The 13,608-nt window shown below is 68.4% G+C and carries 16 protein-coding genes and 1 tRNA gene; 11 read left to right on the plus strand and 6 right to left on the minus strand.

All coding sequences use genetic code 11. The features are described 5' to 3' along the window. Nucleotides 1-173 precede the first annotated feature (173 nt). From OG758_RS29975 to OG758_RS29995, 5 genes are all read left to right on the plus strand, one after another. Nucleotides 174-1,646 carry an amino acid permease gene (locus tag OG758_RS29975; protein ID WP_326712789.1) on the plus strand — a complete coding sequence of 491 codons (1,473 nt, stop codon included), beginning with the start codon at nucleotides 174-176 and terminating at the stop codon, nucleotides 1,644-1,646. Between the two features lie 106 nt (nucleotides 1,647-1,752). Beyond that, nucleotides 1,753-2,169 (plus strand): Mov34/MPN/PAD-1 family protein, encoded by a 417-nt coding sequence (locus OG758_RS29980; RefSeq protein ID WP_227294987.1) that lies wholly within the window; start codon nucleotides 1,753-1,755, stop codon nucleotides 2,167-2,169. 103 nt (nucleotides 2,170-2,272) lie between these two features. After that, nucleotides 2,273-2,377 carry a putative leader peptide gene (locus OG758_RS29985; protein ID WP_323136349.1) on the plus strand — a complete coding sequence of 35 codons (105 nt, stop codon included), beginning with the start codon at nucleotides 2,273-2,275 and terminating at the stop codon, nucleotides 2,375-2,377. 136 nt (nucleotides 2,378-2,513) lie between these two features. Beyond that, nucleotides 2,514-2,792 carry a MoaD/ThiS family protein gene (locus OG758_RS29990; RefSeq protein ID WP_116512756.1) on the plus strand — a complete coding sequence of 93 codons (279 nt, stop codon included), beginning with the start codon at nucleotides 2,514-2,516 and terminating at the stop codon, nucleotides 2,790-2,792. A gap of 5 nt (nucleotides 2,793-2,797) precedes the next feature. Beyond that, on the plus strand, nucleotides 2,798-3,748 hold the full coding sequence (locus tag OG758_RS29995; RefSeq protein WP_326712790.1) for a PLP-dependent cysteine synthase family protein: 951 nt from the start codon (nucleotides 2,798-2,800) through the stop codon (nucleotides 3,746-3,748). Between the two features lie 187 nt (nucleotides 3,749-3,935). Here the strand turns inward: OG758_RS29995 and OG758_RS30000 are convergent, their stop codons facing one another. After that, nucleotides 3,936-4,439: a type II toxin-antitoxin system PemK/MazF family toxin gene (locus tag OG758_RS30000; protein ID WP_326712791.1), complete on the minus strand. Its 504-nt coding sequence runs from the start codon at nucleotides 4,437-4,439 to the stop codon at nucleotides 3,936-3,938. A 208-nt stretch (nucleotides 4,440-4,647) separates the two neighbouring features. On the opposite strand from OG758_RS30000, the gene OG758_RS30005 reads away from it, so the two are divergent. Then, nucleotides 4,648-5,400 carry an MBL fold metallo-hydrolase gene (locus tag OG758_RS30005; RefSeq protein ID WP_326712792.1) on the plus strand — a complete coding sequence of 251 codons (753 nt, stop codon included), beginning with the start codon at nucleotides 4,648-4,650 and terminating at the stop codon, nucleotides 5,398-5,400. A 71-nt stretch (nucleotides 5,401-5,471) separates the two neighbouring features. On the opposite strand, the gene OG758_RS30010 is transcribed toward OG758_RS30005, so the two are convergent. Together OG758_RS30010 and OG758_RS30015 are read right to left on the minus strand one after the other, a co-directional pair. Continuing rightward, a complete protein-coding gene (locus tag OG758_RS30010; protein ID WP_326712793.1) occupies nucleotides 5,472-6,737 on the minus strand; it encodes a PTS transporter subunit EIIC in 1,266 nt (421 codons plus the stop codon). A gap of 252 nt (nucleotides 6,738-6,989) precedes the next feature. Then, complete coding sequence (locus OG758_RS30015; RefSeq protein ID WP_326712794.1) at nucleotides 6,990-8,279, minus strand: PTS transporter subunit EIIC; 1,290 nt, start codon at nucleotides 8,277-8,279, stop codon at nucleotides 6,990-6,992. 141 nt (nucleotides 8,280-8,420) lie between these two features. On the opposite strand from OG758_RS30015, the gene OG758_RS30020 reads away from it, so the two are divergent. The 4 genes from OG758_RS30020 to rdgB all read left to right on the plus strand — a co-directional run bounded on the left by OG758_RS30020 (nucleotide 8,421) and on the right by rdgB (nucleotide 10,731). Then, nucleotides 8,421-8,741, plus strand: coding sequence for a PTS glucose/sucrose transporter subunit IIB (locus tag OG758_RS30020; protein WP_276314680.1), 321 nt, complete (start codon nucleotides 8,421-8,423; stop codon nucleotides 8,739-8,741). A 92-nt stretch (nucleotides 8,742-8,833) separates the two neighbouring features. Continuing rightward, entirely contained in the window at nucleotides 8,834-9,571 is a 738-nt protein-coding gene (rph, locus tag OG758_RS30025; RefSeq protein ID WP_326712795.1) for a ribonuclease PH, read from the plus strand. 109 nt (nucleotides 9,572-9,680) lie between these two features. Beyond that, a complete protein-coding gene (locus OG758_RS30030; RefSeq protein ID WP_326712796.1) occupies nucleotides 9,681-10,079 on the plus strand; it encodes a hypothetical protein in 399 nt (132 codons plus the stop codon). Nucleotides 10,080-10,125: 46 nt separating this feature from the next. Further along, nucleotides 10,126-10,731, plus strand: coding sequence for an RdgB/HAM1 family non-canonical purine NTP pyrophosphatase (rdgB, locus tag OG758_RS30035; protein ID WP_326712797.1), 606 nt, complete (start codon nucleotides 10,126-10,128; stop codon nucleotides 10,729-10,731). A gap of 45 nt (nucleotides 10,732-10,776) precedes the next feature. Here rdgB and OG758_RS30040 read toward each other — a convergent pair. From OG758_RS30040 to bcp, 3 genes are all read right to left on the minus strand, one after another. After that, nucleotides 10,777-10,861: transfer RNA gene (locus OG758_RS30040), tRNA-Leu, on the minus strand. Nucleotides 10,862-11,007: 146 nt separating this feature from the next. Beyond that, entirely contained in the window at nucleotides 11,008-12,519 is a 1,512-nt protein-coding gene (gene proP / locus OG758_RS30045; protein WP_326712798.1) for a glycine betaine/L-proline transporter ProP, read from the minus strand. Between the two features lie 140 nt (nucleotides 12,520-12,659). Next, nucleotides 12,660-13,127 carry a thioredoxin-dependent thiol peroxidase gene (gene bcp, locus OG758_RS30050; protein WP_266563771.1) on the minus strand — a complete coding sequence of 156 codons (468 nt, stop codon included), beginning with the start codon at nucleotides 13,125-13,127 and terminating at the stop codon, nucleotides 12,660-12,662. A 129-nt stretch (nucleotides 13,128-13,256) separates the two neighbouring features. On the opposite strand from bcp, the gene OG758_RS30055 reads away from it, so the two are divergent. Further along, complete coding sequence (locus tag OG758_RS30055; protein WP_326712799.1) at nucleotides 13,257-13,595, plus strand: DUF3618 domain-containing protein; 339 nt, start codon at nucleotides 13,257-13,259, stop codon at nucleotides 13,593-13,595. Nucleotides 13,596-13,608: the final 13 nt, after the last annotated feature.

Genomic DNA, 13,608 nt, shown 5'->3' on the forward strand with positions numbered 1-13,608 from the left:
GATAAATCTTCACGACCGCCCGACGGACGCCACCCCTGTCCCGTCGGGTGCGCCCCGACCGGCAGACCGCCGGTAGGCACAGCTCCATCCATCCAGGGGCCCAGACCCCGAGGATCGTCACAGTCGATCCGAGCCGCAGCGGCACGGATCGGCATGGAGAAAGGCGCAACACCATGACCTCAGTGCAGGTCGGCAAGCAACACGACGGCAATGAGGCCGTGGCCCCCGGCGAGTCCGGTGAGGGCGAGGGTTACCAGCGCGGACTCGGTGCCCGGCAGATCCAGATGATCGCCATCGGCGGCGCCATCGGGACCGGCCTCTTCCTCGGCGCGGGCAAGGGCATCTCGAAGGCGGGCCCCAGCCTGATCCTCGCGTACGCCATCGCGGGCCTCGTCATCTTCTTCATCATGCGGGCGCTCGGCGAGCTCCTCATGTACCGCCCCGTCTCGGGCTCCTTCTCTGAGTACGCGCGTGAGTTCATCGGCCCCTTCGCGGGCTTCGTGACCGGCTGGACGTACTGGCTCTTCTGGGTCGTCACCGGCATCACCGAGGTCACCGCGGCCGCCCAGTACATGAAGTACTGGACCCACGACAGCGTTCCGCAGTGGCTCACGGCGCTCGTCTTCACCCTCATCCTCTACGCCGTGAACCTGATCTCCGTGAAGCTCTTCGGTGAGCTGGAGTTCTGGTTCTCGATGGTGAAGGTCACCGCGATCGTCGGCATGATCCTCATCTGCGCCGGCATCCTCACGGTCGGCTTCTCCGACGCGGGCGACACCGCCTCCGTCACACACCTGTGGTCCGACGGCGGCTTCTTCCCGAACGGCATCGGCTCCACCCTCATGACCCTCCAGATGGTCATGTTCGCCTTCCTCGCCGTCGAGCTCGTCGGCGTCACCGCGGGCGAGTCCAAGGACCCGAAGACCGTCCTGCCCAAGGCCATCAACACCGTGCCGTGGCGCATCGCCGTCTTCTACGTCGGCGCGCTGATCATGATCCTCTCGGTCGTGCCGTGGACGAACTTCCAGCCGGGCGTCTCCCCGTTCGTCGCCGCCTTCGAGAAGATGGGCCTCGGCGTCGGCGCCGCCATCGTCAACTTCGTCGTCCTGACCGCGGCCCTGTCGTCCTGCAACTCCGGCATGTACTCCACCGGCCGCATGCTGCGCGACCTCGCGCTCAACGGCCAGGGCCCGAAGTTCTTCACCAAGCTCACCAAGTCCGGCACGCCCCTCATCGGCACGACGGTCTCCGCCGCGATGATGCTGGTCGGTGTCTGGATCAACTACCAGTGGCCCGGCGAGGCGTTCAACTACGTCGTCTCCTTCGCCACCATCTCCGGCATGTGGGCCTGGATCGTCATCCTGATCTGCCAGATCCGCTACCGCATCAAGGCCGACCGCGGCGAACTGCCCCAGTCCTCCTTCAAGGCCCCGGGCGGCATCATCCCCAGCATCCTCGCGCTCGCCTTCATCGGCATGGTGATTGTGCTGATGGGCATCGACAAGGACGCCCGCGTCTCGCTCTACTGCGCGCCGCTGTGGGCCGTCATCCTCGGCATCTCGTACGTCGTCCTGCGCAGCCGCAACCCGCAGAGCGCGGCGTTCGCGAAGCGCAAGCAGCCCGAGCAGCCGACGCAGTCCAAGTAGTCGACGCAGTCCGAGCAGTTCCGGGGCAACACCCCATGTCTCAGCATCCGGGCCCTCCCGTACCGCACTCCGGTACGGGAGGGCCCGTCTGTTTATCCTGAGCCCCATGCTGACCCTGACCCAGGCCCTCTACGACCAGATCGTGGCCCACGCGCGCGCCGACCACCCCGACGAGGCGTGCGGCGTCGTCGCGGGGCCGGTGGGCACCGGCAGGCCCGAGCGCTTCATCCCGATGCTCAACGCCGCCCGCTCGCCCACGTTCTACGAGTTCGACTCGGGTGACCTGCTGAAGCTGTACCGCGAGATGGACGACCGGGACGAGGAGCCCGTGATCATCTACCACTCGCACACCGCGACCGAGGCCCACCCCTCCCGTACCGACATCACCTACGCGAACGAGCCGGGCGCCCACTACGTCCTCGTCTCCACCGCGGACACCGACGACGCGGGACCCTTCCAGTTCCGCTCCTTCCGGATCGTCGAGGGCGTCGTGACCGAGGAAGAGGTCGAGGTCACCCCGTAGCCATGGCCCGCATTCCCGGACACGTCCCACCCAGCGGACGGATATCGACCACATGGTGAGATCACACTCCGGGATCCCGGACGGGAATCGATACGATGACCCCATGGTTCTTCACGACGTGAGCGACAAGACGCCGGGCATGCTGCTCGTGGCGCGCCTCCACGTCGACCTGTGCCGCCTCGCCAGCGCCATCTGTCCCGATTCCTGACGCGTCCCCCGCACTGCTTCGCAGGCTTCGGGCCGCTGCGGCGGACCCCGTCCGCCGGTCCGACGTGTCGTGGGCACCGCTGTTTCAGCGCACGCCAAAGCCCTTCCGTACCCTCCCCTGCTACTGGAGTCCAGCCATGGCCATCGAGGTCCGCATTCCGACCATCCTCCGCACCTACACCGACGGCCAGAAGTCCGTCGAGGGCAGCGGAGACACGCTCGCCGAGCTCTTCGCAGACCTCGAGACCCGTCACACGGGCATCCAGGCCCGCATCGTGGACGGAGAGCAGCTGCGCCGCTTCGTGAACGTCTACCTGAACGACGAGGACGTCCGCTTCCTCGACGGCATCACCACCAAGCTCGCCGACGGCGACAACGTCACGATCCTGCCGGCCGTGGCCGGCGGCATGGCCTGATCGGGATGCGGTACGACTCCCCGCTCGCCGCGGTCGGCAACACGCCCCTGGTGCGGCTGCCGCGGCTCTCGCCGTCCGAGGACGTACGGATCTGGGCGAAGCTCGAGGACCGCAACCCGACCGGCTCCATCAAGGACCGCCCCGCGCTCCACATGATCGAGCAGGCCGAGAAGGACGGCCGGCTCACCCCCGGCTGCACCATCCTCGAGCCGACCTCGGGCAACACCGGCATCTCGCTGGCCATGGCGGCCCGCCTCAAGGGCTACCGCATGGTGTGCGTCATGCCGGAGAACACCTCGCAGGAGCGCAGGGACCTGCTCGCCATGTGGGGCGCCGAGATCATCCCGTCGCCCGCGGCGGGCGGCTCCAACACCGCCGTCCGCATCGCCAAGGAACTGAGCACGCAGCACCCGGACTGGGTGATGCTCTACCAGTACGGCAACCCGGACAACGCCGGCGCCCACTACGCGACGACCGGCCCCGAGATCCTCGCCGACCTGCCCTCCGTCACGCACTTCGTGGCGGGCCTCGGTACGACGGGCACCCTCATGGGCGTCGGCCGCTATCTGCGCGAGCAGAAGCCGGACGTGAAGATCGTCGCCGCGGAGCCGCGCTACGACGACCTGGTCTACGGCCTGCGCAACCTCGACGAGGGCTTCGTCCCCGAGCTGTACGACGCCTCCGTCCTGACCACCCGCTTCTCGGTGGGCTCCGCCGACGCGGTGACCCGCACCCGTGAACTCCTCCAGCAGGAGGGCATCTTCGCGGGCGTCTCCACCGGAGCGGCCCTGCACGCGGCGATCGGCGTCGGCCGCAAGGCGGTCGCGGCCGGGGAGTCCGCCGACATCGTCTTCGTGGTCGCCGACGGCGGCTGGAAGTACCTGTCGACCGGCGTCTACACGGCGGCCACGACGGAAGAAGCGATCGAGACGCTGCACGGCCAGCTCTGGGCGTGAGCACGAAGCGTCGAAGCGGGGGCCGGGCCGGCAGCAGTACGGCCCGGCCCCCGCTCTCACGTAAGCCCGTTTTCGCGTAAGCCCGCTCTCACGTCAGCCTGCTCTCACGTCAGCCCGATTTCGCTTAGGCCCGCTTCTACGCAAGCCGCTGTCACGTAAGCCCGCAGGCGCGTCAGCCGCTCTCACGTCACCCCGCAAGATGCCGGACCTGGTCCCAGACCACCGGGTCCAGCACCCCGGCCCGGCGCCGGAAGTCACTCACGGGAACCTCGCGGAGCTCATCCGTCTCCAGGAAGCTCGGTCTGCCCTGCGCGTCGCCCACGGAACCGGGCGGCAGCGCGATCACCCCGGCCCGCTCGTCGTGGTACTTGCTGGTGATCTTCGCGACGCGCGCCTGCCGTCGGCGCACCGTCAGCACGAGGCACGGCCGGTCCTTGGCCTGCCTCTCGCCCTCCACCGCCCTGCCTGACGCGCTGCGCGCGGCCCCTTTTGGCGCCGGCCCGTCCTCGTACGGCACCAGCGCCCACCAGATCTCGCCCGGCTGCGGCCGCGCACCCGGTCCGCGCGGCCCCCGCGGCGGGCGGGTCCGGCCGCCGGGCCGACGGCGCCCGCGCCCCCACCCGTCGACGAGCGTCGCGACGAGCGCGAGCAGCAGCACCGCGGCGAGCGCGAGCCACCATGACGTGTCCATACGGAAGACGGTACCGGTGGCACGCGCGCGACGCCGCACCTGACGCACGCCCCCCGAACCGGTGACAGCACAGGTGAGTTCTCCCACAACGGCCCACGACGGAGGAGCGACCGGCCCTTTTGCGCCTTACGCTCGACGGACCGCTCGACCCCTCTTCCTTCTGCTCCCATCCCGCTCTCTGACTGCCAGCGCGGAGGTTCCGGCTCTTATGAAGCTCACCGTCGTCGGCTGCTCGGGGTCGTTCCCGTCCGCGGATTCGGCCTGCTCGAGCTACCTCGTCGAGGCCGACGGCTTCCGGCTGCTACTCGACATGGGCAACGGCGCCCTGGGCGAGTTGCAGCGCCACTGTGGTCTCTACGACCTCGACGCGATCTTCCTCAGCCATCTGCACGCCGACCACTGCATCGACATGTGCGGCTACTTCGTGGCGCGCTACTACCGCCACGACGGCGGCCGCTGCGCCCCGATCCCGGTCTACGGCCCCGAGGGCACGGAACAGCGCCTCACCACGGCGTACGCGGACACGCCCTCCGCCTCCTCGATGAGTGAGGTCTTCGACTTCCACACCGTGAAGCCGGGCTGGCATGAGATCGGCCCGTTCACCGTGCGCACGGAGAAGGTGTGCCACCCCGTGGAGGCGTACGGCATCCGCGTCGAGCACGGCGGCAGGTCACTCACGTACTCCGGGGACACGGGCGCGTGCGCCGTGCTCGACGAACTCGCCGCGGACAGTGACCTGTTCCTGTGCGAGGCGGCGTTCACGCACGGCAAGGAGAACATCCCCGACCTCCACCTCAACGGCCGCGAGGCGGGCGCGTCCGCGGCCAGGGCCGGCGCCCGCCGCCTCGTCCTCACCCACATCCCGCCGTGGACGGACCCCGAGGTCAACCTCGCGGACGCCCGCGCCGTGTACGCCGGACCGGCCGAACTGGCCGCGCCCGGGCGGGTGTACGAGATCTGAGCGCGGCATGACGAAGGCCCCCGGAACCGCATCGGTTCCGGGGGCCTTCGCCGTCGTGCGGGGGCCGTGGCCTACTTGCTCTCGGCCTTGAGGAGCTCGGCCAGTTCCTCGTCGGACTCACGGCCCGGCGTAGGAATGTTGAACTTGGTGATCGCGAACCGGAAGACCACGTAGTAGACCACCGCGAAGCAGAGGCCGACCAGCGCGAGCCCCAACGGGTTGGTCGCGATACCGAGGTTGAGGAAGTAGTCGACCGCGCCGGCCGAGAAGCCGAAGCCGTCCTTCATGCCGAGAGACCAGGTCAGCGCCATCGAGACACCGGTGAGCACCGCGTGGATCGCGTACAGGGCCGGGGCGATGAACATGAACGTGAACTCGATCGGCTCGGTCACGCCGGTGACGAACGCGGTGGCCGCGAGCGAGAACATCATGCCGCCGACGACCTTGCGGCGCTCGGGACGGGCGCAGTGGACGATCGCGAGGCAGGCCGCCGGGAGGGCGAACATCATGATCGGGAAGAAGCCGGTCATGAACTGGCCGGCGCTCGGGTCGCCCTGGAGGAAGCGCGCGATGTCGCCGCTCTTGCCCTCGTACGAACCGGCCTGGAACCACGGGAACGAGTTGAGCAGGTGGTGCATGCCGATCGGGATCAGCGCACGGTTGGCGACACCGAAGATGCCGGCGCCGACCGCGCCCGAGCCGACCAGCCACTCACCGAAGTTGTGCAGGCCGGTGCCGAGCACGGGCCAGATGAGACCGAAGACGATGCCGATGACCAGGCCCGCGAAGGCGGAGAGGATCGGGACGAGGCGGCGGCCGCCGAAGAAGCCCGCCCAGTCGGGCAGCTTCGTCCGGTAGAACTTCTGGTAGAGCAGGGCCACGACGACGCCCATGACGACACCGCCGAGCACACCGGCGTTGACCGGCGCCGCGTTCATGACGATCTTGCCGTCGGCGACGGCGGCGACCTTCGGCAGGTTGCTGTCCGTGAAGGTGGCGAGCACCTTCTGGAAGACCAGGTAGCCGGTGACGGCCGCGAGCGCGGTGGAGCCGTCGGACTTCTTGGCGAAGCCGATGGCGATACCGACGCAGAACAGCAGCGGCATGTTGTCGAGCAGCGCACCGCCGCCCGCCGACATGTACGACGCCAGCTTGGTGATGAAGGTGGGGAACGAGTCCCTGCCGAGCATGTCGGGCTGCCCGAACCGGACCAGGAGCGCGGCGGCGGGCAGCACCGCGACCGGCAGCATGAGGCTGCGGCCGATGCGCTGCATGACAGCCATCGCGCCCGCGCCCTTCTTCTTGGCGGCCGCGGGGGCGGCACTGGCCGTGGTCACAACTTCCTCCAGTAGGCAAGGCGCCGCCCGGGGGAAAGGTGGGGACGGCGGCGTCTCGGAAACCCGGCTCTGCGGCCGCGTGGTCTACACCACTCAGTGGTGTAGACCTGTTGTAGCACGGTGAAGGTCGTATAAGGAACCCGCTCCTTCCCGGGATCCTTGTGCGCTCGGTCATATGCGACAGCGCGAAACAAAACCCCCGGACCAGGAGGTCCGGAGGCTGCGGGAGCTCGGGGCTCGGGGGAGCGGGGGTCAGGCCTTCGTGACGTCCTCGACCTGGTCCTCCGGCTCGCGGCCCGGCGTCTTCAGGTCGAACTTGGTGATCGCGAATCTGAAGATCGCGTAGTAGACCGCCGCGAAGGCCAGCCCGATCGGGATGATCAGCCAAGGCTTGGTCGCCAGGCTCCAGTTGATGACGTAGTCGATCAGACCCGCCGAGAAACTGAAACCGTCGTGCACGCCGAGCGCCCACGTCACCGCCATCGAGACACCGGTGAGGACCGCGTGGATCGCGTAGAGCACCGGCGCGACGAAGAGGAACGAGTACTCGATCGGCTCGGTGATCCCGGTGACGAACGAGGTCAGGGCGACCGACAGCATCAGGCCGCCGACCACCTTGCGGCGCTCCGGGCGCGCGCAGTGCGTCATCGCCAGGCACGCGGCCGGCAGCGCGAACATCATGATCGGGAAGAAGCCCGAGGTGAACTGGCCCGCGTTCGGGTCGCCCGCCAGGAACATGTTGATGTCACCGTGCACCTCGGTGCCGTCCGGCTTCGTGTACGTACCGAACTGGAACCAGATGGGCACGTTCAGGAACTGGTGCAGGCCGATCACCAGCAGCGCGCGGTTCGCGACACCGAAGATGCCGGAGCCGAGCCAGTCCAGACCCACGAGCCAGTCGCTGAAGCTCTCCAGGGCGTCACCGATCGGCGGCCAGATCCACAGGCAGATCGCGGCGACGACGATGGCGACGAAGGCCATGATGATGGGGACGAGACGGCGGCCGTTGAAGAAGCCGAGCCAGTCGACCAGCTTGGTGCGGTGGAAGCGCTGCCAGAAGAAGGAGGCGAGCAGGCCCATGACGATGCCGCCGAAGACACCCGGATTCTGGTACGTGTACGCCGCCACCGTGTGGTCCACCGTCACCTGGCACCCGGTGGCGACCGCCTGAGAGCCGGCCGGGCAGCCCTCGGGGAACTGGCGCAGGACGTTGAAGTAGACGAGGAAGCCGACGACCGCCGCGAGCGCCGTCGAACCGTCCGCCTTCTTGGCCATGCCGATCGCCACACCGATGCAGAACAGCAGCGGAAGACCGAGCGCGCCGTCGAGCAGGGCGCCGCCGGCGCCGACCATCACCTTGGAGACATCGGTCCACCCCAGGCCCTGGTCACCGAAGACGTCCGGCTGGCCGAGCCGGTTGAGGATGCCGGCCGCCGGCAGTACGGCGATGGGGAGTTGGAGACTGCGCCCCATCTTCTGCAGCCCCTGGAAGAGGTTGTTCCAAGGGCTGGGTTTATAGACGGCCGCGCTGTCGGCGCTCATGGGCGTCCTCCCGGAACAAGGCGCTGGGGCGGTACGTTTGGCGGTCGTGGGAAACTGGTGTAGACCAGTTGAGGGACGGGTCGGTCGGCGCCGGCCTATGAGGGCATGACGCCGTGATCGTCATCATTCGTCACGGGTTGCATGACCGCTCGTGAAGATGGGCCAACCGTGGGTTACCGTGACAAAGCGGGCCCATGGCGGGCCAAGAGAGAAGTCAGGGAGAACCACATGGCCACCAAGGCTGAGAAGATCGTCGCCGGGCTCGGCGGGCTCGACAACATCGAAGAGGTCGAGGGCTGCATCACCCGCCTGCGCACCGAGGTCATCGACCCCAGCAAGGTCGACGAGGTCGCCCTGAAGGCCGCCGGCGCCCATGGCGTCGTCAAGATGGGCACCGCCATCCAGGTCGTCATCGGCACCGACGCCGACCCCATCGCCGCCGACATCGAAGACATGATGTGAGCGCCCGGCAATCCGCCTAGGCGCCACACGAAGAAGGCCCCTCACCGGACACCCGGAACGGGGCCTTCGACGTTTTCGCTAGGCTCCCTCCCATGTCTCGCATCGACGGCCGCACCCCCGAACAGCTCCGCCCCATCACCATCGAACGAGGGTGGAGCAAGCACGCAGAAGGCTCCGTACTCGTCTCCTTCGGCGACACCAAGGTCTTCTGCACCGCCTCCGTCACCGAAGGCGTCCCCCGCTGGCGCAAGGGCAGCGGCGAAGGCTGGGTCACCGCCGAGTACTCGATGCTCCCCCGCGCCACCAACACCCGCGGCGACCGCGAATCGGTCCGCGGCAAGATCGGCGGCCGCACCCACGAAATCAGCCGCCTCATCGGCCGCTCGCTGCGCGCCGTCATCGACTACAAGGCCCTCGGCGAGAACACCATCGTCCTCGACTGCGACGTCCTCCAGGCCGACGGCGGCACCCGCACCGCCGCCATCACCGGCGCCTACGTCGCCCTCGCCGACGCCATCACCTGGGCCCAGGGCAAGAAGCTCATCAAGGCCGGCCGCCAGCCCCTCACCGGCACCGTCTCCGCCGTCTCCGTCGGCATCGTCGGCGGCATCCCCCTCCTCGACCTCTGCTACGAGGAGGACGTACGCGCCGACACCGACATGAACGTCGTCTGCACCGGCGACGGCCGCTTCGTCGAGGTCCAGGGCACCGCCGAGGCCGAGCCGTTCGCCCGCGACGAACTCAACTCCCTTCTCGACCTTGCCGTTTCGGGCTGCGCCGACCTCGCCGCCGCCCAGCGCGCGGCACTCGAGGCCACCCTCCAAAAGTAAAGAGCACGCCAAGTAGGGTGCAACCCGAAAGACGCCAACCGCGTCACTACGGACGGGCGTACGGCATCTCGCCGTACGCCCGTTTCCGCACACAGGGGAGGACCGCTCCATGGCCGCGCGCCCACGCCACCGTCGCCGCATCGCCGTCATAGCCGCCACCGCGGCACTCATCGCCGTACCGGCCGCCGCCGGCTGCGGCGCGCTCGACAAGGCGCTCGACTGCGTCCAGACCGCCGACACCATCGCCGACAGCGTCAGCGACCTCCAACAGGCAGTCGAGAACGCGACGAACGACCCCGCGCAGGCCGACAAGGCGCTCGACTCCATCGACAAGAACCTCGACAAGATCGGCGACAAGACCGACAACGCCGACGTCTCCAAGGCCGTCGACGACCTCAACACGGCCGTGGCCAACGTTCGTACGGCCATCAAGAACGGCGACGGAACCCCTGACATCACCCCCGTCACCGACGCCGCCGGCGAACTGACCAAGGTCTGCACGCCGTAACACCGGCACGAGCATCGCCGCGAGCACGGGCGCGATACTGGTCCCCATGACCCGCCTCATCCTCGCCACCCGCAACGCCGGCAAGATCACCGAGCTCAGGGCGATCCTCGCCGACGCAGGCCTGCCCCACGACCTCGTCGGCGCGGACGCCTACCCCGACATCCCCGACGTCCGGGAAACCGGCGTCACCTTCGCCGAGAACGCCCTCCTCAAGGCCCACGCCCTCGCCAAGGCCACCGGCCTGCCCGCCGTCGCCGACGACTCGGGCCTGTGCGTCGACGTACTCGGCGGAGCGCCCGGCATCTTCTCCGCCCGCTGGGCCGGCCGCCACGGCGACGACAAGGCCAACCTCGACCTCCTCCTCGCCCAGCTCGGCGACATCGACGCCGACACCCACCGCGGCGCCCACTTCGCCTGCGCCGCGGCGCTGGCCCTGCCGGACGGCACGGAGCGAGTGGTCGAGGGCCAGCTGCGGGGGGTGCTGCGGCACGCCCCGTCTGGCGCGAACGGCTTCGGCTACGACCCGATCCTCCAGGTGGAGGGCGACACCCGGACCTGCGCCGAACTGACCCCGGACGAGAAGAACGCGATCTCCCACCGGGGCAAGGCGTTTCGGGCGCTGGTGCCGGTGGTGCGGGAGTTGTTGGGCTGACGCGAAAATGCCGAGGGGCCGTCCAGCCGGACGGCCCCTCGTGCGTGCGGTCGGAGGGATTCGAACCCTCACGGGATTTCTCCCACCGGGACCTAAACCCGACGTGACTGCCAGATTCCACCACGACCGCTACATAACGGACACCTCGCCTTCTCGGCGAGATCCGTCCCGTCAGTGTACGGCGACGCTACTCGGCGCGGGAGCGCGCGTGCTGCGTCGGCATCAAGTTCTGGTCAACGCGTGCCAGTTCGGGCATACGTGGCGCAGCCGTGTGGGTCAGAACCTCGGCGCCCGTGCCTGGGACTCCACCAGTTCTGCCGCTTCCTCCTGTGTCTCCACCGATGGAGGGGAGCCCGCCAGGGGCTGTTGGGCCGTTTCCTTCATGCAGGCCACCGCGATGACGCCGACCAGGGCCGCGGCCATGGCGTAGTACGCGGGCATCATGTCCGTGCCCGTGACGCTGATCAGGGCGGTGACGACCAGCGGTGTCGTGCCGCCGAAGAGGGATGCCGAGAGGTTGTAGCCCACGGAGAGCGAGCCGTAGCGGACCTGGGTGGGGAACAGGGCCGGGAGGGCCGCCGACATGGTGCCGAGCATGCAGACCAGGGACAGGCCAAGGAGCAGCATGCCGAGCGAGACCGCCCACAGGGCGCCGTTCTTGACCAGCAGGAACGAGGGGATGGAGAGGAAGAAGAAGCCCAGCATCCCCGCCATGAGGAGCGGCTTGCGGCCGAAGCGGTCGGAGAGCCTGCCGACCTGGGTGATGACCAGCATGAGGACGACCATCGTGGCGATGAGGATGAGCAGCCCGTGGGACTCCTTGTAGCCCATCTCGTCGGACAGGTACGTCGGCATGTACGACAGGAGCATGTAGTCGGTGATGTTGTAGGCGCCGACCAGGCAGATGCACAGGATGAGCGTCGGCCAGTAGCCGCGGAAGATCTTGGCCAGGTCGCCCTTCGCGGTGGTCTCGACGTTCGAGGCGGCGTCGGACGCCCGGTGCGAGGACTCGTCCTCGAGTTTCTGGAAGGCGGGCGTCTCGTCGAGGCGCAGCCGCAGGTAGAGGCCGACGAGGCCGATCGGGCCCGCGACCAGGAACGGGACGCGCCAGCCCCAGGACTCCATGCCCCCGCTGCCGAGGAGGGTGGTCAGGATGGTGACCAGGCCCGCCGCGCCGACGTAGCCGGCGAGGGTGCCGAACTCCAGGAAGCTGCCGAAGTAGCCGCGGCGCTTGTCGGGTGCGTACTCGGCGATGAACGTGGAGGCGCCGCCGTACTCGCCGCCCGTGGAGAAGCCCTGGACGAGGCGGAAGAAGATCAGCAGGACGGGTGCCCAGAAGCCGATGACGGCGTAGGACGGGATCAGTCCGATGGCGAACGTGCCGATCGCCATCAGGATCATCGTCATCGCGAGGACCTTCTTGCGGCCGATCTTGTCACCCATGGGGCCGAACACCATGCCGCCGATGGGTCGCACCAGGAACGAGACGGCGAAGGTCGCGAAGGAAGAGATCAGCTGGACCGTCGCGTTCCCGGAGGGGAAGAAGACGTGGCCGATGGTGACGGCGAGGTAGCTGTAGATGCCGAAGTCGAACCACTCCATGGCGTTGCCGAGCGAGGCCGCCTTGACGGCCCGCTTCACGGCCGCCTCGTCGGTGACGGTGATGTCCGTACGCCGCAGAGGTGGATTCTTCCTGCGCTTCACGGCGCGGAAGAGGGTCCTGTGGCGTTTGACCGCCGCGGGGTCGGCGGCAGACCCGGTCTGCTCCGGGTCGAGGACGCCCGACATGGAGTGATCCCTTCTGTGGACGCGTTGTTCCACGGAATCACTTGCTCGAAGGTGGCGATCGCAAACGGAAGTCCCCTTCGAGGGGACTTCCGTCACATCTGCGCGTACCCGGAAGGCCTGCGGTGATCCGCGGCCGGGGGTCAGATTCCGAGATCCTTGATGATCTTCGCTACGTGGCCGGTGGCCTTCACGTTGTAGAGGGCGCGCTCGACCTTGCCGTCCTCGTCGACGACGATCGTGGAGCGGATCACACCCGTCACCGTCTTGCCGTAGAGCTTCTTCTCGCCGTACGCGCCGTAGGCCTCGAGGGTCTCCTTCGAGGGGTCGCCGAGGAGGGTGACCTTGAGGTTCTCCTTCTCGCGGAACTTGGCGAGCTTCTCCGGCTTGTCGGGGGAAATGCCGATCACGTCGTAGCCGGCGCCCGCGAGGACGTCGAGGTTGTCCGTGAAGTCGCAGGCCTGCTTGGTGCAGCCGGGGGTGAGGGCGGCCGGGTAGAAGTAGACGATCGTCTTGCGGCCCTTGTGGTCGGCGAGGGAGACCTCGTTGCCGTCCGCGTCGGGCAGCGTGAAGGCGGGGGCGGTGTCGCCGGTCGTCAGTCGCTCGCTCATGGTGGGACTCCTCGTACGGGATACGGGTACGGGACCCGAGCGTAATGGGGGTGCCGTGGGGTGCGACGGCCGCCGAGCTGACAGACTGTCCACGACCAGTGCCATAACAGCGACCACGGAGGCAGCGCGGTGTCGGACACGTCGAGAACGTCGGATGCGCGGACCCCGGCGCAGATCGAGGCGGACATAAAGCGCCGTCGCGAGGCGCTGGCCGAGACTCTCGACGAGATCGGGGTGCGAGTGCACCCGAAGACGATCGTCGGTGACGCGAAGGCCAAGTTCGTCGCGAGTGTCGACCACACCGTCGGGCGGGCCTATGTAAGCGCGAACCGGCTGGTGTCGGACGTGAAGGTGCAGTTCGTCTCCGAGGACGGTGCGCCGCGTGTGGAGCGCATCGTTCCGGTGGCTGTCGCCGTGGTCGGGCTGGTGGGGCTGCTCGCCGTGACCGTGCGGCGCCGCAAGCGCTGACCCTTCCTGCGCA

The sequence above is a fragment of the Streptomyces sp. NBC_01474 genome, from assembly GCF_035918215.1.
Taxonomy (GTDB): Bacteria; Actinomycetota; Actinomycetes; order Streptomycetales; family Streptomycetaceae; genus Streptomyces; species Streptomyces aureus.